General features: G+C 70.0%; 18 protein-coding genes. 4 read left to right on the forward strand and 14 right to left on the reverse strand.

The window, feature by feature from the left end; genetic code table 11:
- Window positions 1-35: 35 nt before the first annotated feature.
- The 3 genes from ABD255_RS28880 to ABD255_RS28890 all read right to left on the reverse strand — a co-directional run bounded on the left by ABD255_RS28880 (window position 36) and on the right by ABD255_RS28890 (window position 4,202).
- Entirely contained in the window at window positions 36-1,271 is a 1,236-nt protein-coding gene (locus ABD255_RS28880; protein WP_344219513.1) for a hypothetical protein, read from the reverse strand.
- A 124-nt stretch (window positions 1,272-1,395) separates the two neighbouring features.
- Entirely contained in the window at window positions 1,396-1,917 is a 522-nt protein-coding gene (locus ABD255_RS28885; protein ID WP_344219515.1) for a hypothetical protein, read from the reverse strand.
- Window positions 1,914-4,202: a hypothetical protein gene (locus ABD255_RS28890; protein WP_344219517.1), complete on the reverse strand. Its 2,289-nt coding sequence runs from the start codon at window positions 4,200-4,202 to the stop codon at window positions 1,914-1,916. Before ABD255_RS28890 ends, ABD255_RS28885 begins: the two co-directional genes overlap by 4 nt.
- Window positions 4,203-4,948: 746 nt before the next feature.
- On the opposite strand from ABD255_RS28890, the gene ABD255_RS28895 reads away from it, so the two are divergent.
- The gene (locus ABD255_RS28895) at window positions 4,949-7,228 is read left to right on the forward strand and encodes a kinetoplast-associated-like protein (protein ID WP_344219519.1); all 2,280 of its coding nucleotides are present in this window, start codon (window positions 4,949-4,951) and stop codon (window positions 7,226-7,228) included.
- Window positions 7,229-7,300: 72 nt separating this feature from the next.
- A complete protein-coding gene (locus tag ABD255_RS28900) occupies window positions 7,301-8,254 on the forward strand; it encodes a DivIVA domain-containing protein (RefSeq protein WP_344219521.1) in 954 nt (317 codons plus the stop codon).
- Between the two features lie 231 nt (window positions 8,255-8,485).
- Here ABD255_RS28900 and ABD255_RS28905 read toward each other — a convergent pair whose 3' ends face one another.
- Entirely contained in the window at window positions 8,486-9,379 is an 894-nt protein-coding gene (locus tag ABD255_RS28905) for an HhH-GPD family protein (protein WP_344219523.1), read from the reverse strand.
- 32 nt (window positions 9,380-9,411) lie between these two features.
- Here ABD255_RS28905 and ABD255_RS28910 point away from each other — a divergent pair, with 32 nt between their 5' ends.
- Window positions 9,412-10,071, forward strand: a complete 660-nt coding sequence (locus ABD255_RS28910; RefSeq protein ID WP_344219525.1) for a hypothetical protein — start codon at window positions 9,412-9,414, stop codon at window positions 10,069-10,071.
- Window positions 10,072-10,130: 59 nt separating this feature from the next.
- Here the strand turns inward: ABD255_RS28910 and ABD255_RS28915 are convergent, their stop codons facing one another.
- The 4 genes from ABD255_RS28915 to ABD255_RS28930 all read right to left on the reverse strand — a co-directional run bounded on the left by ABD255_RS28915 (window position 10,131) and on the right by ABD255_RS28930 (window position 14,566).
- A complete protein-coding gene (locus ABD255_RS28915; protein ID WP_344219527.1) occupies window positions 10,131-11,636 on the reverse strand; it encodes a DHA2 family efflux MFS transporter permease subunit in 1,506 nt (501 codons plus the stop codon).
- Window positions 11,612-12,184, reverse strand: coding sequence for a PadR family transcriptional regulator (locus tag ABD255_RS28920; RefSeq protein ID WP_344219529.1), 573 nt, complete (start codon window positions 12,182-12,184; stop codon window positions 11,612-11,614). Before ABD255_RS28920 ends, ABD255_RS28915 begins: the two co-directional genes overlap by 25 nt.
- A gap of 139 nt (window positions 12,185-12,323) precedes the next feature.
- On the reverse strand, window positions 12,324-13,418 hold the full coding sequence (gene disA / locus ABD255_RS28925; RefSeq protein WP_344219531.1) for a DNA integrity scanning diadenylate cyclase DisA: 1,095 nt from the start codon (window positions 13,416-13,418) through the stop codon (window positions 12,324-12,326).
- A gap of 209 nt (window positions 13,419-13,627) precedes the next feature.
- Window positions 13,628-14,566, reverse strand: coding sequence for a beta-ketoacyl-ACP synthase III (locus tag ABD255_RS28930; protein ID WP_344219533.1), 939 nt, complete (start codon window positions 14,564-14,566; stop codon window positions 13,628-13,630).
- A gap of 178 nt (window positions 14,567-14,744) precedes the next feature.
- Between ABD255_RS28930 and ABD255_RS28935 the strand changes: the two genes are divergently transcribed.
- Window positions 14,745-15,299 (forward strand): dihydrofolate reductase family protein, encoded by a 555-nt coding sequence (locus ABD255_RS28935; RefSeq protein ID WP_344219536.1) that lies wholly within the window; start codon window positions 14,745-14,747, stop codon window positions 15,297-15,299.
- A 17-nt stretch (window positions 15,300-15,316) separates the two neighbouring features.
- On the opposite strand, the gene radA is transcribed toward ABD255_RS28935, so the two are convergent.
- From radA to ABD255_RS28965, 6 genes are all read right to left on the reverse strand, one after another.
- Window positions 15,317-16,726 carry a DNA repair protein RadA gene (gene radA, locus ABD255_RS28940; protein WP_344219538.1) on the reverse strand — a complete coding sequence of 470 codons (1,410 nt, stop codon included), beginning with the start codon at window positions 16,724-16,726 and terminating at the stop codon, window positions 15,317-15,319.
- A gap of 55 nt (window positions 16,727-16,781) precedes the next feature.
- Complete coding sequence (locus ABD255_RS28945) at window positions 16,782-18,092, reverse strand: hypothetical protein (RefSeq protein WP_344219540.1); 1,311 nt, start codon at window positions 18,090-18,092, stop codon at window positions 16,782-16,784.
- Window positions 18,089-19,864: a sugar ABC transporter permease gene (locus tag ABD255_RS28950; RefSeq protein ID WP_344219542.1), complete on the reverse strand. Its 1,776-nt coding sequence runs from the start codon at window positions 19,862-19,864 to the stop codon at window positions 18,089-18,091. Before ABD255_RS28950 ends, ABD255_RS28945 begins: the two co-directional genes overlap by 4 nt.
- Window positions 19,864-21,117, reverse strand: a complete 1,254-nt coding sequence (locus ABD255_RS28955) for an ABC transporter substrate-binding protein (protein WP_344219544.1) — start codon at window positions 21,115-21,117, stop codon at window positions 19,864-19,866. The genes ABD255_RS28950 and ABD255_RS28955 overlap by 1 nt, the downstream gene beginning before the upstream one ends.
- A complete protein-coding gene (locus tag ABD255_RS28960) occupies window positions 21,107-21,658 on the reverse strand; it encodes a P-loop NTPase family protein (RefSeq protein ID WP_344219546.1) in 552 nt (183 codons plus the stop codon). The genes ABD255_RS28955 and ABD255_RS28960 overlap by 11 nt, the downstream gene beginning before the upstream one ends.
- Before the next feature lie 120 nt (window positions 21,659-21,778).
- Window positions 21,779-22,477: a class I SAM-dependent methyltransferase gene (locus ABD255_RS28965; RefSeq protein WP_344219548.1), complete on the reverse strand. Its 699-nt coding sequence runs from the start codon at window positions 22,475-22,477 to the stop codon at window positions 21,779-21,781.
- Window positions 22,478-22,484: the final 7 nt, after the last annotated feature.

Here is a 22,484-nt window from a genome sequence, read left to right on the forward strand (position 1 = left end):
GGACATTTTGTCCGCGGGGCCCTTTGCTTTCCGCGTCAGGACAGGTGGCAAGTGGGGCAGGGTGGGCGGCGGCGGTAGTAGTAGGCCGCGGTGGCCAGACCTACCGCGGCGCCCCACAGCGGGAACGGGAAGATGAGCAGGTTGCCCACGTTCTCCAGGGTGCCGGCGTCGGCGGACCACGCCAGCGAGACGAGCGACGGGCTGCCAACGAGCAGGAGGGTCGCGGCGGCGGCGCCCGGGATGACCACGGCCTTGAGCGGCACCGGGCGGCCGGCGCGGTACGGGATCCAGCGGGGCCAGACCTCGCCCCACGGGCGGATGAGGCCGAGGGTTGCGACTGCGGAGGCTAGGGCGATCAGGCCGAGGCCAAGACCGAACAGCTTGATCCCGGGCTCAGCGTCGAGTTCGGCCGCGCTGAAACCGATCGGGTTCGGCAGCAGCCAAGTCATCCGCAGCAATGCGTACGGAAGGGGGCACATGGCCGCTATGACAGTCGCCCAGAACCCCCAGCGCCGAGCTACCTCCGGCCGCGTCCACCGGGCTCCTGGCCGCCCGCAGCGGAGGCACCGGTCTCGTGCGCTCCGCAGCCCGCGTACGCCGAGCACAGCCCACCCGCAGCCGACCAGGAACGCCCCGTAGACGAACAGCGGCCTGGACCCGACCTTCTCGGGTCCTCCGGAGATCTCCTTCGCGAGGTCCTTGAACGCTGCCCAGTCGAAGAGGCCGGTAATCAACTCCAGCGCGGCCACGGCCAGCAGGATCAGCAGGACCACCATCCGGGTCGTCCGCTGCCGCCAGGCCCCGACGAGCAACGCCACCAGGGCCGCGGGAAGACCCAGCAGCACCAGCAGGTAGCCGGTCACCATCACGACGAGGACGCTCGGCGCGAGCAGACCGAACACGACCACCTGCACTCCGGTGAACCCCAGCAACGGCCGGTACGCCGACGCGCTCCACTCGGTCCGCGTATGCGCCAGAGCCGCCGGTACTCCCAGGAACCCCAGTACTGCGATCAGCCCGGCCCCCACCTGCTCAGGCAAGTACGCCAGCAACGACAGCCGGTCTCCGTCGGGTGGCACTTCCCCGAACGGGTAGCTGTCTGCGCCCAACATCCACGCCAGGCCCCAGATCCCGAACACCAACGAGCCGACCGCGACCACTCCCGGCAGTCGGTTCGTCCTCTGCCGGCCCGTCTCCGGTTGACTCGTCTTCTCTCGGCCCGAGTTCTGCCCGCTCCCGGTCTCTGGCGCCTGCACCCGAACACCGTCCACGATCAACCACCTCCACACCACGTCTGCCGAAGGCGCCTGCCTCCTGTCTCCCAACCCTCGCCGCGAGCTGTGCCGAGCGCCTCACGCCACGGATTGACCGCGTTCCCCCAGCCGAGTGATTCGGTCAGCGGTGGCGCCGGAGCCGGGCAATGGCGGCTGAGAGATCCGCAGGAGCCGGAGGCGTGGCTGAGGGGGCCGCGGCGGTGAGCAGGTGGGTCGCAGCCGCGAGCAGCCAGGCCAGCCCGGTGATGATGGCAATGGCCCTCCCCGGTCCAGGCCAAGTGTCGGAGAGGGAAGCGACCGAGGTCGCCTGCCAAGCACCGGTGACAAAGATGACCGCGATGACGCCGGTGACGGCTGCGGCGACCTGAGCCCTCGCGCCGGGATGTAGTGCCAGGGCAGCGATCGACGTGGCGAGCCCGGCCAACCAGGTGAGTGCCAAGGCCGGCTGGGTCTCGACGCCGAGTTGCCAGACCGACAGACCGAGTCGGCGGCTGAAGGTCCACGGGAGCAGGAGGGGCAGACCGGTGGCGAGTGCCGCGAGCAAGGTGGCGCGGCCGGACCAGCGGTGCTGGTTGGTGGCCAGGCTCCGTTCGATGGCGTCGAGCTTGCGGGGAAGCTCTTCGTCCGGAGGGAGTTCGCTCATGCCATCGGGTCCAGCCGGACGACGTCGTTGCCCAGTGCGAAGTACAGGCTGTGACCGATGACGGTGAGCTGGTCTGCTGCCTGCGGGACGCCTTGGGCCGGGCCGGCGACGACGGTGACCTGTCCTGGCCCGACCACGCGGACCAGGTGGCTGCCGTCGTACCCCCAGGGCTTGCCGTCCGGTCCGGCGAACCACTCGCCGTCGGTGGTCCATTGGTCGGGCGCGACGCCGGGCGACGAGATCGGCCAGCCCGACGTGGCTCCGCCGAACAGCGTGGTCGTCTTGCCCGCTCGTGAGACGAGAACGAGCCGCTCGTCCAGCACCATGGCCGCGTCGCCTGAGGGCAGCTGGACGAGCCCGTTTTGCCGGAGGCCGCCCTTCACCGTGATCCGGGTGACCTGCTGCCCGGGTCCGTAGAAGTTGTAGAGGTCGTTGCCGATCGCAGTGACGAGGTGTTCGCCTGCGGCGGCTGCCTCGCCGCGCTCGGTGGGGGGTCGAGGCAGCGGGTCCGTGACGGCCTCAGCCGCGCCGCGTGCCCAGTGGACCGCAACCTCGGCTGCAGGCCTGCTGCGGCCGCTCACGGACCACCAGACGCCGCCCAGCCCGTCTGGAGCCCACCCGTGCGCAGTGTTGGGCACCCGCAACCGCACCAGCTTCCCGCGCGCATCCAGTACCAGCTGAGTCCCAGTGCCAGGCATCACCTTCCCCGGCGGGTTCGCAGTCGGCACGACCGGCAACACCGACGCCTTGTACTGCGTACTCCCGGCAGCAGGCTTCCGGCGATCGCAGCGAGCATCCGGAGCAGGCGCAGCCGGATAAGACGCGGCAGCTTCCGCCGCCGAGGGGACCACGAGGATCTGATCTCCGCCACCAGGTGTAACCCCCAGCAGCACCGACCCGTCCGGCCGAGCCTCGATGTTGTCGACGCCAGCGGTTCCGCCCGGCAGGCGACGCAGTACTCCGTCCGGGGTGATCACCGCAGTCGGCGAGCCACCACCGAGCCAGAGGTTGCCGCGGACGTCCACTGCGAAGGCGTCCACGGTCAACGAGGAACTCGCGGCGTCACTGCTGAGCAGGCAGCCCGCGGGAGCAATCCCGGTCAGCTGCTGCGCCTTCGAACCCGGCCGAGCCAAGACCAGCCCGGTCTTGCTGTTCCGCCAAGCCCTGGTGCCGTCAGGCCCGCTGACGACGGCCTGACCCGGAGCACCCGGCCCGGGAGCCACCAGGAAGCGCTTGAGGTCCATCCCCGGCCGCAGTTGATCGGCCGGGATCTGCCAGGTGCTGGTCGATCCCCACACCACCACCGAGCGATCCGCGTTGCGATGCGTGAAAGCAGGTCCTTGCCCGGTGGCGAGCACGTCGATGTCGGGGGTTACGTAGTACGTGCCGTCGGAGTTCTTGTGGCTGAGGCTGACGTCTGCTGCCACGAGAGTCAGGGGGACCGACAGGATCGCCCACGGCCGGTTGACGGCGCCACCGGCCAGCAGGACCATCCGGTCGTCCGTCACCCCGAGCAGAGCCGGCGGAGTCACCCCGTGGCTCAAGGTCACTCGCGGCAGCGCGACGCCGTCGCGGTACTCGAACAGCGTCGAGCCCTCCGAGCCGGTCCGGCCCAGCAACCACTCGCCCGGCGTACCGTCGAGGGTTCCGGCGATCGAGTCCAGCGGGTCCGAGGTCGCGATCGCGACGCGCATCCCCAGGCGGTCCACCAGTTGCCCGCCTTGCAGATCCAGCAGCCGATGCGGAACTCCCGCAACCACCTCAGGCTCGTACTCGGGGGCTGCCGCAGCAGGCAACACCAGCCCGGCTCCTACGGCGATAGCCAGCACCACCGCCAGCTGCCAGCGGAGTACAGCCAGACCTCCTGTCAGAAGGAGCAGGCCAAGGCCCAACGCCAGCCAGGCTCCTATGCCGACCCTGTAGCCGACACCGTCAGTCAGCCGGGGTGGCAGCTGGGCAAGGGCACTGAGGACTCCGACCACGACGACAGTGCCGGTGGCTGCCGCTGCAAGTCGCAGTGCCGTCAACGCGGGGGTCAGGGCCAGGCCGACAGTGATCGCGGCACAGGAGGCGACCACGATCGCCCAGGCGCGAGCGGAGGGGATCTCCCAGAGCTGAACGCGGGCCAGACCAGCCTCGGCGCCGGCCGGGCCGAGCGCCACCGGATCGAGCAGTTCGCGCCAGGGGAGCACGGTCGAGAGCAGCAGCAACGCCGACAGCGCCGCGGTCATCAGCGGCACGAACACCGGTCGAGGGGCGGCCGGAGGATCGGCCAGCGAGCTCAACCGGAGGAATACAGCTCGCAATTCGGACTGGTCGAGAGCTTTTTCCGATGAATTTTCTGCATCTTCTCCCGGCCGCTCGAGCAGTGCCGGAGGGTCTGGCAGACGCGTCGCCCAGTAGGCCGCGACCGAGGCCGCGAGCCCTCCACCGACGACGACGCCGATCACAGCCGGTGAAGTAGAACAGCCCGTTCGGCCCTGTGCGGCCAGGCCTGTCCAAGCCGCGGCGGAGACCAGTACCAGGGTTACCGCGCCCCAACCAAGTACCTGCCGCCTCAGCTGAATTCTGTCGGCACACAGGCGATCCGCGAGCATCAGCGCCACCAGGGTGAGTGGTAGCGCCAGTGCGGCGCCGCGGCCGTTGACGGGTTGACTGGTCGCACGCCAGAGGTAACAGCCTGTACTCGCCGGACCGGGCAGCAGGATGGCCAGCAAAATGCCCACCGAAAGACACGCGAGGACTACGCCTGGCCACTGAGTCCGTCGTATGGTCCTTCGGTGCCGCAGCGCCTCCACGCGCAGGAGGGCCGCCGCGGCCTTCGATTCGGTGGGAAGATCGCGCAGCGGCATGAAAAGAAGTTACCCGTCCGCACATCGAGTGCCCTGCCCCGTTGGTTCGTGCACAGCTCCGCCGCCGGAGCCGAAGCACGAACTAACGGGGCAGGACACTAGCTCGTTGTAGCTGCATGACCACGGCTTTGGGACCCGGACTGTTGGAGAGGGGGCCGGAGATGGAATCATCTCGTCGCATGGACGCACCGCGTCTGCCGCTGACCCAGGAACCGGTCCTCGACGCCGGTTCCTTTGGCGTGCGGCAAGCGGGTGGCGTGCTGGAGCGTGCGCAGCGGATTGCTGACACGCTGCGGGAGCAGGCGGAGTACGAGAACGACACGGCGCTCGAGGAAGCCGAGCGGCTCCGGGCGGAAGCCGAGAGGGTCCGCGCGGAGGCCGAGCAGGCCGCGCAGAAGGTCCGCGCCGACGCCAACGCGGCGGCCCAGCGCCTGCTCGGCGATGCCGAGCGCGCCGCCGAGCAACTCCGGTCGGAGTCCGAGGCGACGGCCGAGCGACTGCGCTCCGAGTCGGAGACTGCAGCTCAGCAGCTTCGGTCCGAATCCGAAGCCGAGGCCTCGCGGGTCCGCGCTGAGGCCCACGCGGAGGCCGAGAGGCTGGAGCGGGAGTCGACGACGGCGGCGGCGGAGCTGCGGTCGGCTTCAGTGGCGGAGGCTGAGCGGGTTCGCTCCGAGGCCCACGCGGAGGCCGAGAGGCTGGAGCGGGAATCGATGACAGCCGCGGCGGAGCTGCGGTCGGCTTCAGTGGCGGAGGCTGAGCGGGTTCGCTCCGAGGCTCAAGTAGAGGCCGAGCGGCTCGAGCGGGAATCGACTGCCGCGGCTGGGCAACTGCGCAGTGAGTCGACCGCCGAGGCCGAGCGGGTGCTCACCGAGGCGAAGGCCGAGGCGGAGCGAGTGCGCTCGGAGGCAGTCGCCGAGGCGGAGCGGGTTCGGAGTGAAGCCCTGGCCGAGGCCAAGCGGCTGAAGACGGAGTCCGAGAGCGCGGCGGAGCAGCTTCGCAGTACGACGGCTGCCGAGGTGGATCAGCGCCGGAGCGAGTCCGAGGCGGCGGCCGAGCAACTGCGGACCGAGTCGCACCAGGCGGCGGATCGGTTGCGGGCCGAGTCGCAGGCCGCGGCGGATCGGCGAGTGGCCCTGGCCGAGGCGGAGGCGGCCCGGCTGAAGGAAGAAGCCGACGAGATTCTGGAAGAGGCGCGCGACGCCCGCGAGGCCGCCTCACTGGCAGTCGAAGCCGCGAGCCGGGAGGCCCAGCAGCTGGTCGCGGACGCCGGCGAGCAGGCCGCGCTGGTCTCGCAGGCCGCGGTCCGCAACGAGTCCGAGCTGATCTCCCGCGCCGAGTCCGAGGCGGCCGAACTGCGCACCGCGGTCGAGCGCGAGGCGGAGGCCGCCCGGGAGAAGGCCCGCGCCGAGATCGCCTCCGCGCACGCCGAGATCGAGCGCCTGCGCGGTGAGAACCGGGCCGAGCTGGAGCGCCGGACGGCCGAGCTGGAAGAGACCGAGCGGGCCAAGCTCGCCGCGATCTCGCTGGAGATCGACAAGCTCCGGGCAGCGGCCGTCGAGGACATCGCCGAGCAGAAGGCGGAGGCCGCGGCGGCCAACGAGCGCCTGATGGCCGACGCCCGGGCGCAGGCCAAGCTGGTCGTCGACAGCATCGAGGCCGACCGCCGGACCGCGACCGCCGAGGCGCAGCGGATCGTCGAGGACGCCAACCGGGCCGCCGAGACCGCCCTGGCCGAAGCCGAGAAGCAGACCACCTGGAGCAAGAAGACGGTCGACGACCTGGTCGCCGCGGCCGAGCAGGAGGCCCGCGGGATCCGGGACCGGGCGGCGATGGAAGTCGCCGAGATGGCCCGGCGGAAGCGGGCGCACCTGCGCCGGGTGGTCAGCCGCTCGACCAGCCGGCTCAAGGAGACGCAGACCGCGATCGCCAAGGAGAACGCCGAGCTGACCGCGCTCGCCCAGACCACGCTCGCGTCGGCCAACCAGCAGGCCGAGGCGACCCTGGCCGGCGTCACCCAGCAGGCGGAGAAGGTGACCGCCCAGGCACAGGCGAAGGCGGACCGGCTGAAGGCCGCCGCCGAGGTCGAGGCCAAGGAGATCATCACCCGCGCCCAGCGCCGCGAGTCCGAGGCCCAGTCCAGTACGCAGGTGCTGCGCGAGCGCGCCGCGAACGATCTGGCCGACGCCCAGCGCCAGGCCCACGAGCTGATCCGCAAGTCCCGCGCCGAGGCCCAGCAGCTCGAGGCGCAGGCCCGCGAGCACGCCGACGAACTGCGTGCGCAGGCCCGAAAACTTCTCGCCGACGCCGAGGCGAGGGTCGCCGCGCTGAACCAGCGCCGCGACGAGATCACCAAGGAGCTCACCCAGCTTTCGGGTGTGATCGAGGCACTCGCTATCCCTGGCTTCCACGCAGGTGGTGGAATGTCCGGTAGCGAGGGTTCCACGGGGGAATCAGGATGAGGACGTGACAGTCAGATCCTTGTCAGTGACAATGTGTGATCCACCCACCCACCGAAGTGAGCATCAGAAGACATGAGCAGTGAAGCCCCAACCCCGTTCCGCACCGTTCTGCGTGGCTACGAGCCTGCCCAGGTGGACCAGCACGTTCGAGAGCTGACCACCTCGCTGACCGCGCTGCAGCAGCAGTCGGAGCAGCTGCAGCGCCACGTACAGGAGCTGCAGACCCGGACGGACGCGGCCGAGTCCGCCGTGATCACCGCCCAGGAGGACAACAAGGACCGCACGCCCACCTTCACCGAGTTCGGTGAGCGGGTGGCGAAGATCCTGTCGCTGGCCGACGACGAGGCCCGCGATCTCGTCACCCGGGCCCGCGCCGACGCCGAGGCGATCGTCGCCGACGCCGAGGCGCACGCCAAGAAGGTCCGCAAGGAGGCCGAGCAGTACTCCCTGGACTGGAAGAGCGAGGTCGACGCCGAGGCCGCCCGCATCCTCGAGGAAGCGCGCACCCAGGCCGACGACATGCGCGACGAGGCCGAGCGCGACGCCACCGCGCGCCGCAGCGAGGCCCAGGCGCTGTACGAGCAGGAGCGGGCCAAGTCCGCCCAGGCAGCGGCCGCCTTCGAGACCACCCTGGCCGAGCGCCGCGGCAAGGTCGAGCAGGAGTTCGCCGCCCGGACGGCCCTGGCCGAGCAGCAGCTGGCCGCGGTCACCGACCGTGCGGCCCAGGTGCAGCGCGAAGCCGACCGGTCCCGGTCCGAGGCGGAGCGCCTGGCCCAGCAGCAGCTGGCCGACGCCAACCGTCAGGCGCAGGAGATCGTCGCGGCCGCCAAGGACAAGTCCGAGCGGATCCGCGCCGAGTCCGAGCGTGAGCTCGCGGCCGCGACGCAGCGCCGCGACAGCATCAACGCGCAGCTGACCAACGTCCGGCAGATGCTGGCCACGTTGTCCGGCAGCCCGGCGATGCCGCTGGACCTGCTCGCGGACGACGGCGACGAGGCGACCGCCTCCAGCAGCAAGAAGAACTGATCACCACCCGCTGAGGCCGGCCACCGGGGTCCCCAGGACCCCGGTCCGGCCTCCAGCACACCCCCACCCGATCCGGTCCGCCGGTCGGGTTTCACCCACGTCCGAAGACGCCACAGGCTCTTCGGGCGTTGTGCTTTCAGCACACCAAAGGGAAGGAAGGCGAAGCGTCCGCAAGGCCTGCTCAGGCGGAGCCTGGCGGCGAGGGAGGGCGGGCTCGGGTAGGCAGCCTGCTCAGGCTGGGAGGCGGTAGCGGGAGTGGGGGAGGGGGTCTACTAGGCCGTCGGCTACTAGGCCGTCTAGGGCTCGTTCGCGTTGGGTTTGGTCGGGCCAGCAGGTGTCTAGGGCTGTCTTGGGTACTGGGCCGGGGGCGGCGCGGAGTACGGCTAGGAGGCGGCCGCGGACCTGGCGGTCGGTGCCTTCGTAGGTCTGGCCCTTGCGGGGCGGACCGGAGTACGGGGGAGAGCCGGCTAGGACCCAGGCGCAGCGGCTGCGGATGGGGCAGTCGGCGCAGCGCGGAGTACGGGCAGTGCAGACCAGAGCACCGAGTTCCATGGTTGCGACAGCCCAGCGGGCTGCAGTGGGCTCGTCGTCAGGCAGGGCGGACGCTGCGAGCCGCTGGTCGGCGGCAGTAGGTGAGATGCTCGGCTGAGCAGCCCCAGTGAGAGCCCGGGCGAAGACCCGCCGCACGTTGGTGTCCACAACCGCATGACGCTGCCCGAACGCGAACGACGCGATAGCCGCCGCCGTGTACGTCCCGACGCCCGGCAGAGCGAGTAGTGCCGCATGATCCTCCGGTACTACGCCGCCGTGCTCCTCCACGATCGCCTTAGCCGCCGCATGCAGCCGCAGGGCGCGTCTCGGGTAGCCCAACCGCCCCCAAGCCCTCACAGCCTCACCTGGCGCCTCTGCGGCCAGGTCGGCAGGCTTGGGCCACCTCTCCATCCACACCCCGTACGCCGGGAGCACGCGGGTGACGGGTGTCTGCTGCAGCATGAACTCGCTGACCATCACGGCCCAGGCTCCCGCGTCCGGCTCCCGCCAGGGCAGCGTACGGGCGTTGCCGGCGTACCAGTCGAGGACGGGCTCGTGCAGGGCTGATGCGAGGGGGAGCGGCGAGTCTGACATGTCGAGCACAATCCTGACACTAAGGTTCCAGCATGAGCAGCCTGCTCCGACCGGTCGGGCATCTGCCCGCCAGCGTCTACTGGTTCCGGCGGGCGCTCGTTCTCGCCGTACTGGTGACACTGGTGATCGTGCTGACCAGTTGGATCGGCGGCGGCAGCGACCCGAAGAACACGGCCGCGACCAGTCCCGAGCAGGACCTGTCGGCCACGCCGACCGTGGAGCCGAGTTCGACGCCGACGACCACTCCGGACGCGAAGTCGACGAAGAAGCCTTCCGAGACACCGAAGACGTCGGAGACACCGAAGGACCTCAAGTGCACCGGCAACGACGTCAGGATCGACGTGGTGCCGGCCCACCGGACGCTGGCGACCGGCAACTCGATGAACCTCGTGGTCCAGTTGAGCGCGGTCGGCGACGAGTGCAAGGCGGCCATCGACCCGTCCCGGCTGTCGGTGACGATCACCTCCGGCAAGGACCAGATCTGGACCACTGACCAGTGTGGGCAGGTGATGCAGCGCGCTACCCTGGTCCTTGCCAAGGGCAAGCAGTCGACCACCACCATGCTCTGGAACGGCCGCCGGTCACGACCCGGCTGCCTGCCCGGCCAGTTGGAGGCGAAGCCCGGCACCTACGTGGCCAAGGCGGTCTACGACGGCCGCGCCTCGTCCGCGCAGGCCTTCCAGATCGTCTGACACAGCCAAATCGTCTGACTCAGCCAGATCGTCTGACACGGCCAAATCGTCTGGCACATCTAAGCCTCGGCGGTTGCGGTCGTCACGTCGGCCGGCCTTTCCAGGTGGGACGGTTTCGCGAACAGCGCCGCCGCGACGAACCCGACCAGCAACACCCCGGCCGGCAGGATCAACGCCTGCGCCATCGAATCGCTGAACCCCTGATGCATCGCCTCGGGCAACTTCCCGGCACCACCCTCAGCCATCGCGCCACCCTGCATCATCGGCAGATTGGCGGCCAGCCGCGACTCCATCAGTACGGCGATGCCCGCGCTGCCCAGGACCGCACCGACCTGACGGGTGGTGTTGTAGACCCCGGCTCCCGCGCCGGCCTGATGCATCGGCAGGTTCCTGGTCGCCGTGGTCCCGATCGGCGCCCACATGAAGCCGTTCGCCACGCCCAGCAAGGCGATCGGGAGCAGCAGTTCCCAGATCGGCACGGTCGGCTCCATCACCTGGCTGAGCCAGAACAGCGAGACCGAGCAGCAGAGCAGGCCGAAGCCGGCCAGGTACCGCGGATGGGCCTTGTCCGTCAGCCGTCCCACGAACGGCGCCAGCACTCCGGAGATGACCGCCATCGGCACCAGCAGCAACGCCGACCGGGTCGGGCTGAGCCCGCGCACGCTCTGCGCGTAGAGCATCAGCGGGAACGCCATCGCGGTGATCGCGAACCCGACCGTGGTGATCGCGGTGTTCGCCAGCGAGAAGTTGCGGTCCTTGAACAGCGACAGCGGCAGCAGCGGTTCGGCCCTGATCCGGGACTGCCAGAACAGGAACAGCGCGATCACCACCAGCCCGGTGATGATCAGCGACCAGACCGACAACGGCCCGCTGATCGTGCCCCAGTCGTACTTCTGGCCCTCCTGGATGCCGAACACCAGGCAGAACAGGCCGACCGTGCTCAGCGCGACGCCGGCCAGGTCGAACTTGTGCTCGTGCGTCGGCAGGTCCGGCACCAGTCGCCAGGCGAGGACGAAGCCGATCACGCCGACCGGCGCGTTCACGAAGAAGATCCATGCCCAGCCGAGCCCGTCGACCAGGACGCCGCCGAGGATCGGGCCGACCAGAGTCGCGACGCCTGCGGTGGCACCCCACAGGCTCATCGCGCGGCCGCGCTGGTCCGGCGGGAAGATCCGGGTGATCACCGCCATCGTCTGCGGCGTCATCATCGACGCGCCGAGGCCCTGGAAGACCCGGGCCACGATCAGCATCTCGATCGAGTTGGTGAAGCCACACCAGACCGACGCCAGGGTGAAGACGGTCAGGCCGGTGAGGTAAAGCTTCTTCGGCCCGATCCGGTCGCCGAGCCGCCCGGTGATCAGCAGCGGTACGGCGTACGCGAGCAGGTAGGCGCTCGTCACCCAGACCACGGTGCCGACGTCCGCCCCGAGGTCGTCCATGATCGACGGAGTCGCCACCGAGACGATGGTCGAGTCGACCAGGATCATGAAGAACCCGAGCACCAGCGCCCACAGCGCGGGCCACGGCCGCACGTCCGGGCTCAGTTCTTGCTGCGGTACGGCCATGGCAGATCCTTGCTCTCGATGCGTTCGACGATGGTCTGGAGCCAGTCGCGTTCGGCGACAGCCTGGGTGCGCAGGTAGTCGGCCACGAACCAGTACGCCTCTTGGACGTCCTCGGTCCGGACCCGCGCGATGGTGGCGTCGAGTTCGTCCACCTGCTCCTGCAGCAGTTCGATCCGCCGGACCAGTAACCGAACCGTCTCGTCGGCCGGCAGGTTGTGAGCCTCGCTGAGCGCCACGGGGAAGAGCGGGTACTCGTAGACCGGAGTCTCGATCGCGGTGCTGATCCGTCGGCGCAGGGCGGCGTCTCCTTCGGCGGTGATCGCGTAGGTGGTTCGTTCCGGACGGTTTCCGGCCCGGTCGACGCCGGTCGCCTCGACCAGTCGCTGGCCGGCCAGCCGCTCGACCGTGTGGTAGACGGTGCCCAACCGGACCTTGATCAAGCGGTCCTCTTCGCGGCTCATCAGCAGTTGGTACATCTCGTACGCGTGCATGGGCCGCTCGTTCAGCAGGGCCAGGACGGCCATGCCGACCGGGGTCAGGTCCGCCATGTTCCTCCATCCGGATTAGTCGACGCGAAGTGCTCCACGTGGAGTATTACCCGGCGACGACCGGTCCGGCAAGCGCACACCAACGACGCGGCGCCGGCTGAAAGCTCAGCCGGCGCCGCGTTCGCAGTACGGGAAGGGGTCAGACGTAGCGTTCCAGGATGCTGGACTCGGCCAGCCGGGACAGGCCCTCGCGGACCGTGCGGGCGCGGTTCTCGCCGACGCCGTCGACGGTCTGCAGGTCGTCGATGCTCGCGGCCAGCAGCTTCTGCAGGTGGCCGAAGTGCTCGATCAGCCGATCGATCACGGCGCCCGGCAGTCGCGGGACCTTCGCCAGCAGCCGGTACCCGCGTGGTGTCACCGCCGCGTCCAACTGCTCGGCCCCACCGAGCTGCAGAGCGCGCGCGACTTGTCCGATGTCGAGCAGATCTGTCGGGCTGACGGCGTCGAGCTCGAGCAGTACGTCGTCGGCCGTCTTGGCCCGGCGGCCGGTCGCCGGCGGCAGGTAGTCCCGCACGACCAGTTCGCGTTCGCCCGCGACACCGGCGACGAGTTCGTTCAGTTGCAGGGTGAGCAGCCGGCCGTCGGTGCCGAGCTCCACCACGTAGCCGTCGATCTCGGTGGCGATCCGGCGGACCATCTCCAGCCGCTGGGCGACCGCGGCGACGTCGCGAACCGTGACCAAGTCCTCGATCTCCAGCGCGGACAGCGTGCCCGACACCTCGTCGAGGCGCAGCTTGTACCGCTCGAGGGTGGCCAGCGCCTGGTTCGCCCGGGACAGGATCGCGCCGGAGTCCTCGAGCACGTAGCGCTGGTCGTCGACGTACAGCGCGATGATGTGCATCGACTGCGACACCGAGATGACCGGGAAGCCGGTCTGCCGGGCGACGCGGTCCGCCGTACGGTGCCGGGTGCCGGTCTCCTCGGTGTGGATCGACGGGTCCGGCATCAGGTGCACGGCGGCGCGCAACATCCGGCTCATGTCGCGGTCGAGGATGATCGCGCCGTCCATCTTGGACAGCTCACGCAGACCGGTGGCGGTGAACTCCACCTCGATCTCGAAGCCGCCGGTCGAGATGGAGTCGACCACCTTGTCCTGTCCGAGGACCAGTAGGGCGCCGGTGCGGCCCCGCAGGATTCGCTCCAGGCCTTCGCGCAGTTCGGTACCAGGCGCCACGGCGGCGAGGGTTGCTCGCATCCTGGCGTTGGTGCTGTTCTTGTCGGAATTCGGGGCCACGGTCCCTGAGTCTATGCGGCTCAGAGCGACGATGTGACCGACCCACCTGCTTTCCGGCCAGTCGCTTCTCCGGCGATCCGGTCGCGTTTGCAAACGCCCGTGCATCTGATCGTGCACCCGCTCGTGCAAGAGGAAACAGCCCCGAATGACGAGCGGGTGAACGCGGATCCCACCAGCCACAACGGATGCCGGTGACGTGCGGTGGTGGGTCAGGGGCAGCGGATGATCTGGCCGGCGTAGGAGAGGCCGCCGCCGAAGCCGAACAGCAGGACCGGCGCGCCGGCCGGGATCTCGCGGCGTTCCACCAACTTGGACAAGGCGATCGGGATGCTGGCCGCGGAGGTGTTGCCGGACTCGACCACGTCCCGGGCGATCACCGCGTTCACCGCGCCGAGCCGTTTGGCCAGCGGCTCGATGATGCGCAGATTCGCCTGGTGCAGCACGACGCCGCCGAGTTCCTCCGGCGTCACGCCGCCCTTCTCACAGACCTGGCGGGCGATCACCGGCAGTTGCGTGGTGGTCCAGCGGAAGACACTCTGCCCTTCCTGGGCGAACTTTCCCTCCCGGCCCTCGATCCGGACCGCGTCCGACATCTCCGGCACCGAACCCCACACCACCGGGCCGATCTCCGGCTCGTCGGAGGCGACCACCACGGCCGCGCCGGCGCCGTCGCCGATCAGGACGCAGGTGGTCCGGTCGGTCCAGTCGGTGAAGTCGCTCAGCTTCTCGACGCCGATCACCAGCGCCTTGGAGGCGGCCCCAGCGCGGATCGCGTGGTCGACCGTCGCCATCGCGTGGCTGAAGCCGGAGCACGCGGTGTTGACGTCCAGCGCGGCCGGGGTGGACAGGCCGAGCCGGGCAGCCACCCGGGCGGCGATGTTGGGGGAGCGGTCGATCGCCGTACAGGTCGCGACGACGACCATGTCGATGTCGGCCACGTCGAGGCCGGAGTTCGCGATCGCCTTCTCCGCGGCCCGCCAGGCCATCTCGTCGACCTGCTCGTCGGGCGCCGCGATCCGGCGCTCCCTGATCCCCACCCGGCTCTGGATCCACTCGTCGTTGGTCTCCACCATGGTCGACAGTTCGGCGTTGGTCAGCACCCGCTCGGGCTGGTAGTGGCCGAGGGCGACAACTTTGGAACCGGTCATCTCGAGTGCTCCTCCGGTCGGGGGACGGCCTGTTTCTGAGGCCGGTTGGGGGCGCCACCAGAGTAGTTCCGCCCTTCCGCGGCACGGACACCCGTCTCACCCGTCGATGTCAAAACGCTCCGGCCGGCTCCGACCAGGAGGTGACAGCAAGGCGAACACGACCACCGAGGAGCACGCCATGCGCAGGATCATCCACTTCGTCCACACCTCTCTCGACGGATTCATCGAGGGCCCGAACGGCGAGTTCGACTGGGCCGTGATGACCGGCAAGCTGTCGAAGTACAGCCTGGGTTTGGTCGGCCAGGCCGACACCTTCCTGTACGGGCGGGTGGTCTGGGAGATGATGTCGGGCTACTGGCCGGAGGTGGAGTCGATGTCGACCCACGAGCACGACCTGGCCTTCGCGCCGGTCTGGCGGAAGACGCCGAAGGTCGTCGTCTCGTCCTCGCTGGAGCAGGCCGACTGGAACACCACCGTCGTCAACACCGTCGAGGCTGTGGGGGAGCTCAAGCAGCAGCCGGGCGGTGACATCTTGCTGACCGGTGGTTCCACGCTCGCGGCGTCGCTGGAGGATTCGGGGTTGCTCGACGAGCGGCGCATCGTCGTCCACCCGGTCCTCCTGGGCGCCGGCAAGCGTCTCTTCCCGGAGAACCGGAAGCGCCGCTCCGTCACCCTGATCGAGTCCCGCCCGCTGGACGAGCACGCGGTACTCCTGCGCCACAGCCTGATCTGACGGTCAGGTCCGGCAGGTCAGCCGAGGCCGGCGGCTATCAGGGCGGCTCGGATGTCGCCGGCCGCGAAGGTGCGCAGGCCGTACTTCGCCTGCATGTCCATCGGCTTGGTGTCCTTGGAGCGGTTCGGGACGTCGGCGGGGATGATCGCCTTGGTGAACCCGAGCCGGGCCGCCTCGGCCAGCCGCTTCTCCAGGCCGCCGACGCGGCGGACCTCGCCGGCCAGGCCGACCTCGCCGATCGCGATCAGGCCGGGGTGGATCGGCTTGTCCATCACCGACGACGCCACCGAGATCGCGACGGCGAGATCCGCGACCGGCTCGGTGATCTTCACCCCGCCGACGGTCGCGACGTACACCTCCTGGTCGGTCAGCTTCAGCCCCGCGCGATTCCCCAGCACCGCGAGCACCATCGCGACCCGCGACGACTCCAGCCCGGACGTCGTACGCCGCGGCTGTGGTGCCGCGGACGGCCCCACCAGAGCCTGTACTTCGGCCAGCAGCGGCCGGCGTCCTTCCATCATCACGGTGACGCACGTCCCGGCGACCGGCTCGGCGTGCTCGGAGACGAACAGGCCGGTCGGGTCGCTCACCTCGACGATGCCGGTGTCGACCATGTCGAAGCAGCCGACCTCGTCGGACGGGCCGAACCGGTTCTTCGTCGCCCGCACCATCCGGAACCCCGAGTGCCGGTCGCCGTCGAACGCGAGCACCACGTCGACCAGGTGCTCGAGCATCCGCGGGCCGGCGATCGCGCCGTCCTTGGTGACGTGGCCGACGAGCACGACCGCGATGTTGCGCTCCTTGGCCAGCCGGACCAGGGCGCCGGTGACCTCGCGGACCTGGGTGACGCCACCGGGGGCGCCGTCGACCTCGGGGTGCGCCATCGTCTGCACCGAGTCGATCACCAGGAACGCGGGCTCGACCGCGTCCACCTGTCCGACGACGGCGCCGAGATCGGTCTCGGCGGCCAAGAACAGTTCGTCGACGAGCGCGTCCGTCCGGCCCGCGCGGAGCCGGACCTGCGCGGCCGACTCCTCGCCGGACACGTACAGCGTGCGCTGCCCCTTCCGGGCCGACTGCGCCGCGACCTCCAGCAACAACGTCGACTTGCCGACGCCCGGCTCACCCGCGAGCAGGATGACCGCGCCTGGCACGACACCGCCGCCGAGCACACGGTCCAGCTCGCCGATCCCGGTCGGGCGTGACTCGGCCTCAACAGCGGACACCTTGGCGATCGGCATCGCGGGCGACGACACTGGGCCCGCCGTGATCCGCGCGGCCTTGGGTGCACCGACCTCGGCGACCGTCCCCCAGGCCTGGCACTCACCACAGCGCCCGATCCACCGCGGCGTCGTCCACCCGCACTCGCTGCATGCGAAGGGCGACTTCCCCGCCTTGGACCTGGTCGACCCCGCTGCCTTCACCATGGCGACCAACCTAATTCACCGCACCGACAATCGACGGCGGACTATCCACAGAGCATCAGCCGGACTGACGAGTGAGCAAACGGCGCAGCCAGTTGGCGGCCGCGCGATGCGGAGGTTCTTCGGCGGGCCCGGACGGCTCCTCCCTCCGGCGAGACTCCTCCAAGTACTTCGACAGCGTGGCGTGCCCGGACTCGCCGCCCCGCAGCGTCGCGCTCAGCTCGAGTCGAGCTCGCCCAGTGCCAGGCCCCTCGGCGACCAGCTCGGCCGACCCGAGGTGCTGCAGACACCGCGCCTGCCCTTCCCACTCACCGATCTCGGCGTACAAGCGCTCGGCCTTCTGCCACCACTGCTCGGCGCCCTGGTGACTCTGCTGCATCCATGCGGCCACCCCGGTCAGTTCGAGCGCGTGCGCATAAGCACTCGCATCCCCAGCTGCCGAGGCCTTCGCCGCGGCAGGCCGCAGCTGGTCCAGCGCGGCTTCAGCGTCGTGTTGATAGAGGTGGACGATCGCCGAGTTGATTTGAATCGCCACCTCACCAGCAAGATCAGGTCCCGGCCTGGTCAACCAGGCATCGTCCAACCGGTCCCGCGCATTCAGCACGGCATCGTCCCGGTCGTTGCCGGCCGGAGCCAGTTCAGCCCGCGCCAGGTTCAGCAGAGCCCTCTCGACCTGCCGTCGCGTAGCCAGGGCAGCCGCAGTCCGGCTGTGCCCGCGCCGAGCCGGTGCCACGTTCTCGGAGATGCCCAGCCGGGTGCTCGCCGCACCCAGGTCTCCCAGCATCCGGTACGCCGTCGCGGCCCGTACTGCGGCCAGCTCCACCAAGTCACGCCGACCGCAACCGTCAGCCACAGCAGCGAGGTACTCGCTCAGCTCCAGCAGCTCGGCCGGTTGCCGTAGCCGCAGGTACCAGGTCTCCACTGCGTCGCAGATGCGCGCGATGTCGTCCGCGTTGTCCTCTCGCGCCTTCTCCGTGGCCAGCAGTTCGCGCAGTACGGGCTCTTGCTGCTCGAACCACTCGACGGCCGCCATGCCACCCACCTCGGAGCCCAGCGAGACCAGCCACTGCTCGGCCTCCTCGGCGGCGGTGTGCAGCTCGCCGGGCTCGGCCGGTGTCCCGGCTCGCCAGCGGCGAAACCGGCGGATCCCGATCGGCGCGTTGTAGATCGCCCAGATCAGCGCGAACCCGATGGTCAGGCTGAAGCCGACCACACTGACCCAGCCGCCGCTGTCCAGACTCTGCGACAGCTTGTCGCCGGCAAGCCCGGACAGCAACGCCGAAGCGAGCGCGCTGATACCGAAGAAGTCTCCGCGCCGCCGCTCCTGCTTGGCGCTCTTCTCCGGCTGACGTGCGTCAGGAGAGGTCATGGCTTGCTCCCGACCGTCAGGCCGCGCACTACCGTCTGCCAGAACGACAACAGCAGAACCACCGGTACTACGGAGGCCACGACAGCCGCCGCGGCCACCGTTCCTCCCGACGCGGAGAACTGCCGGGCTTCGCCCCACAACACCAGCGAGAGTGGCGTAGTACCGGCTCCGCTGATCAGGAAGCCCACGATGAAGTCGTTCCACACCAGGGCGAACTCCAGCACAGCCACAGCCACCAGAGCGGGCCGGTACGTCCTCTGCACAGTCGCCAGTACTGCGCTCTGCCGCGCCGGCCCCTGGAGCGCCTCAGCAACCAGCGCGGGTGGAGCCGACGCAAAGGCCGACCGCAGCAACAAGACGGCGAACGGAAGTCCCGCAGCCGCGTGCACCAAAGCCAATGTGATCCGCGAACCCGCAAGGCCCGCCGTGTTGATCGCGTCCCGCAGCGGCGCCGCATACATCTGCACCGGCGTCACCGCCAGTACTACGAACGCAGACGTGACCACCCGTCCCAGCCAGTGAGGTAGACCGCCCCAGGCCACGAGATACGCAGTCGGCACCGCGATCACCAGCAGCACGATCGTCGCGACCGAGGAGATCAGGACTGTCGACAACAGAGCCCGCAGTAGACCCGCATTCGCCGCAGCAGCAAAGGAATCCAGGCCTATTCCCCGCAGGGACCACCAGCCACCCAGTCCTGCTTCGCGAGGGGAGTGCAGAGCGGTGGCCACCAGCACTACCGCCGGCAGGACCCAGAACAAGCCCACGACGAACCCTGCTGTCCAGCCGATCCGCCGCGCTCGGCGGCTGAGCTTCGGGCGGCCCAGAGTGGCGTCCTTGCGAAGCACGCTGACCGGCACGGCCCAGCGGCGGCGACGCAGGCCTCGAACTCCGATCACCGCCACCGCCGACACCACGGCGAACAGCACCACGCCCAGCGCGGCCGTTCTTCCCTCGGCTTCGCCGGCAGCGGTCGCGCGCCACCAGTGCAGGCCGAGAATGTCCGCGTCGCGCTGCATCGGTCCTGGCACCACGATCAGCACCAGGTCGAAGACCCGCACGGCCGCGATCACCAGAGTCAGCGTGACAACGCCGGTGATCGGTCGAAGCAGGGGGAGTTCGAGAGCGAGTACCCGCCGCCAGCCGGTGACGCCTTCAGCCGCGATGGCCCGGCTCACGTCGTGCGGGATGGCGTCCAGGCCGGCCCGGAACAGCGAGACGACGTACCCGAGCCAGGTCCAGCCGAACGCCGACACCAGGACCAGCCAGAACAGGCCCGGCCCAAGCCAGACCGGGCTCGACCCGAACAACTTGGTCCAGACAGCCGTGACCGTACCGCGTTCCGGTGTCGGGTCGAAGATCAGCCGGAACGTCGCACCCGACGCCAGCACCGAGACGGCGAACGGAATCACCAGCGCGGGCTGCAGGAACGTCGACAGGCCGGGCAGCCGGTAGCTGATCAGAGCCAGCAGGAGACCGACCACGACCAAGCCGAGCGCGACTGCGATCCAGGCCAGGCTGTTGCCGACGGCATGCAGTGCGGCCGGGTCGCTCATCACCGCGAAGTTGCCGAACCCGAACGAGCCGCCCGGTTCCCGGAACGCGGCCACCACGGTGACGGCGATCGGGATCAGCAGCAGACTGCTCAGCAGGAGCGCCGGAAGTCCCAGCAGATAAGGCCCGGCCGCCCGCCGCGGCTTGCCCGGCACCGGTCGCCCGCTGATCTCCCGGCCGACGATCTCCAGCGACAGACCGTTGCTCTGCAGGCCCATCAGCTCTCCACCTTCCGCAACTCGTCCAGTGCGGCCTCCACCGCACCCGGGACGAGGTCGCTGCCGCGGTTGCCGACCCGGACCAGGAAGTCGGTCAGCACCCGCCACAAGCCGTTGATCGCGCCCAGGCTGCCCAGCCGGTCGGACAGGTCGAACTGCAACAAGGTGCCCGGCGCAACCAACTGCCCCGCCAGCAGCGACAGTTCGCGCGAGTACCCCGACGTTCTCCCGTCCGCCAGGAAGCCGCCGGCCGAGACCCAGGGATCCACCGCGGCCGGCGCGGCCAGCCGGCGGACGAGGTCGAGGGCGTCCTCGGTGCTGGGCCTGGGCAGAACAATCACGTCGCCGCCGACGACCACCGGGGCCGCAGTACCGTGATTGATCGGGGGGAAGGTGAACATCGCGATATCGGCCGGGTCGGCGGCGAAGGAGTGCACCACCGGCTCGGCGAAGTCCGATGCGAGCACCATGGCGGCCCGGCGATGCCCGAAGACCTCCAGGATCGCGTCCGGGAACTGCTGCACGAGCGAGCGTTCCACCCCGCCGGCCAGCGCGCCTGGCGCCGACCACATCGACCCGAGCAACCGCAGCGCCGCGGCGAACTGCGGCGACTCCGACGGCCGCGGGTGGTCCGCGACCGCCAGTGCCCGGTACGCCGACGGCGACGAGCCGAGCAGCACGTTCTCCAGGAAGTCCGTCAGTACCCAGCCGTCTCCGGCGGCCAGCGCCAACGGCCGGATCCCCTCCAGGGCAAGGGATCTGTTCACCTCGAGCCAGTCGCTCCAGTGCTTGGGCGGTTGCAGCCCGGCCTGTTCGAACACCGACGGCCGATACCAGACCGCCGACTTGTGGGCCGTCTTGAACGGCAGCCCGTACGTCGTACCGCCGACGACCAGGAGTTCGTCCCAGAGCCTGGCTCGGCCGCGACCGGCCAGATCCTCGGGCATCGATTCCAGATCGTCCACGTGGTCGGCGACCAGCCCGGGCTGCGGGAGCATCACGATGTCGGGCCGCCGGGCCGACCTGGGCCCGAACGCCGTCGAGATGTCGTCGCCGAGCGGGACCACCTCGACCGGGTAGTCGAGTCGCCCGAGCCCGTCGAGCACGCTCTGGAAGGCGCGGAGTTCCTGGCTGCTCCAGCTCACGGCGATCCGTACGCTGCGCCGCAACCCGAGGACGTCCGGAGTACCGGAGCAGCCCGCCGCCACCAGCGCGGCACTTGCTCCCAGGAAGGCTCGGCGGCTACTCGGCATGGACGAACCCCGCGGTCCGGTTGGAGTCGGTGGTGATGAGCAGAAGCACCGGTCCCGCGAGTTCGCCGTTGCTGCCGAACTGCAGCAGGGACCCCCACGTCGGCAAGCCGGGCGCGTCCTCCAGCACGATGACCGCGGGCCCTCCTCGCAGCGCCCGCGCGACGCCGGCCACTCGACGGCGACCGGCGGTGGTCTCGTGCGGGAAGCGTTCCAGGACATCGCCCAAGCCGCACTCGACTGCCGCCAGCCGGCTCACGTCCTCGGCGGCGCGGCGGGTGACCCGGTGCGTCACCGTGTGGCCGTGCACGATGTTCCCGAGGATGGTGAGATGAGGAAGCAGACCACCTTCGGCCGGCACCAGCCGCACCCGGCCGCCGGCCTTCACCACGACGCCCGGAGGCGGTTCCTCGAGTTGAGCGATCAGGTCGGCCAGCCGCCGGGCCGAACCGGCGTCGCCGACCACCAGGGCCCGCCGCTCGCCATGGTGGAACCGGAGTTGCGGCGGTAAGCCCGGCAACCCTTCGAGCAGCAGTCCGTCCATGCCGGCCTGGCGCCTCCCAGTATCGGTGCGAATGCTCACCTTAGAGTGACGACCGGGTCTCCGCAGCCGGGCCGCGCGCCGCGGCCGCGCCGTGGCCGCTCGCCACGGACGCTCGGGCTTTCAGTAGGTCCTGCTCCACAGGTTGACGGCGTAGTCGACCTCGACGCCGGTGTGCGAGGCGAGGAAGCGTTCGGCGTCGGCCGGCTTGAACTCGATCCGGACCACCGCCTCCAGGTCCTCCCGCCGCTCGAACCGCCAGCCCATCTCCAGCGGCGTCCGGTGCCAGCCGCGGGCGATCCAGAACCGCTCCACCTCGGGCGCCTTGATCATCGGGTAGCCCTCGGCGAACCAGCGGCCGAAGGTGGACCGGGACGCGTCGTTGTCGATCACGAACGCGGTCCCGCCCCGGCGCATCACCCGGTCCAGTTCGGCCAGGCCCGGCTCACAACCCGGCCCGAAGAAGTACGCCCAGCGTGCGTGCATCACATCCACCGACGCGTCCGCGACCGGCACCTTCTGCGCCGTGCCCACCCGTACCTCGACATTGCCCAACGCCCTCGTACGCCGCTGCGCTGCCGCGGCCAGGTCGCCATGCGGCTCGACCCCGATCACCCGGGCCGCGGTGGCCGCGAACATCGGCAGGTGGAACCCGCTCCCGCACCCCAGGTCGAGCACGGTCGTGCCGGCCCAGTCCCGGATCGCCCGCATCGCCGGCTCGATCACCCCGTCCGGGTCGACCGCCTTGTTCTCGATCTCGTAGACGGCCGGGTGGTGCCAGATGTTGGGACTGGGAATCCCCCCGTCCGCGATACTCGCCATGCGTCGA

Source organism: Kribbella sancticallisti (assembly GCF_039530625.1).
GTDB lineage: Bacteria > Actinomycetota > Actinomycetes > Propionibacteriales > Kribbellaceae > Kribbella > Kribbella sancticallisti.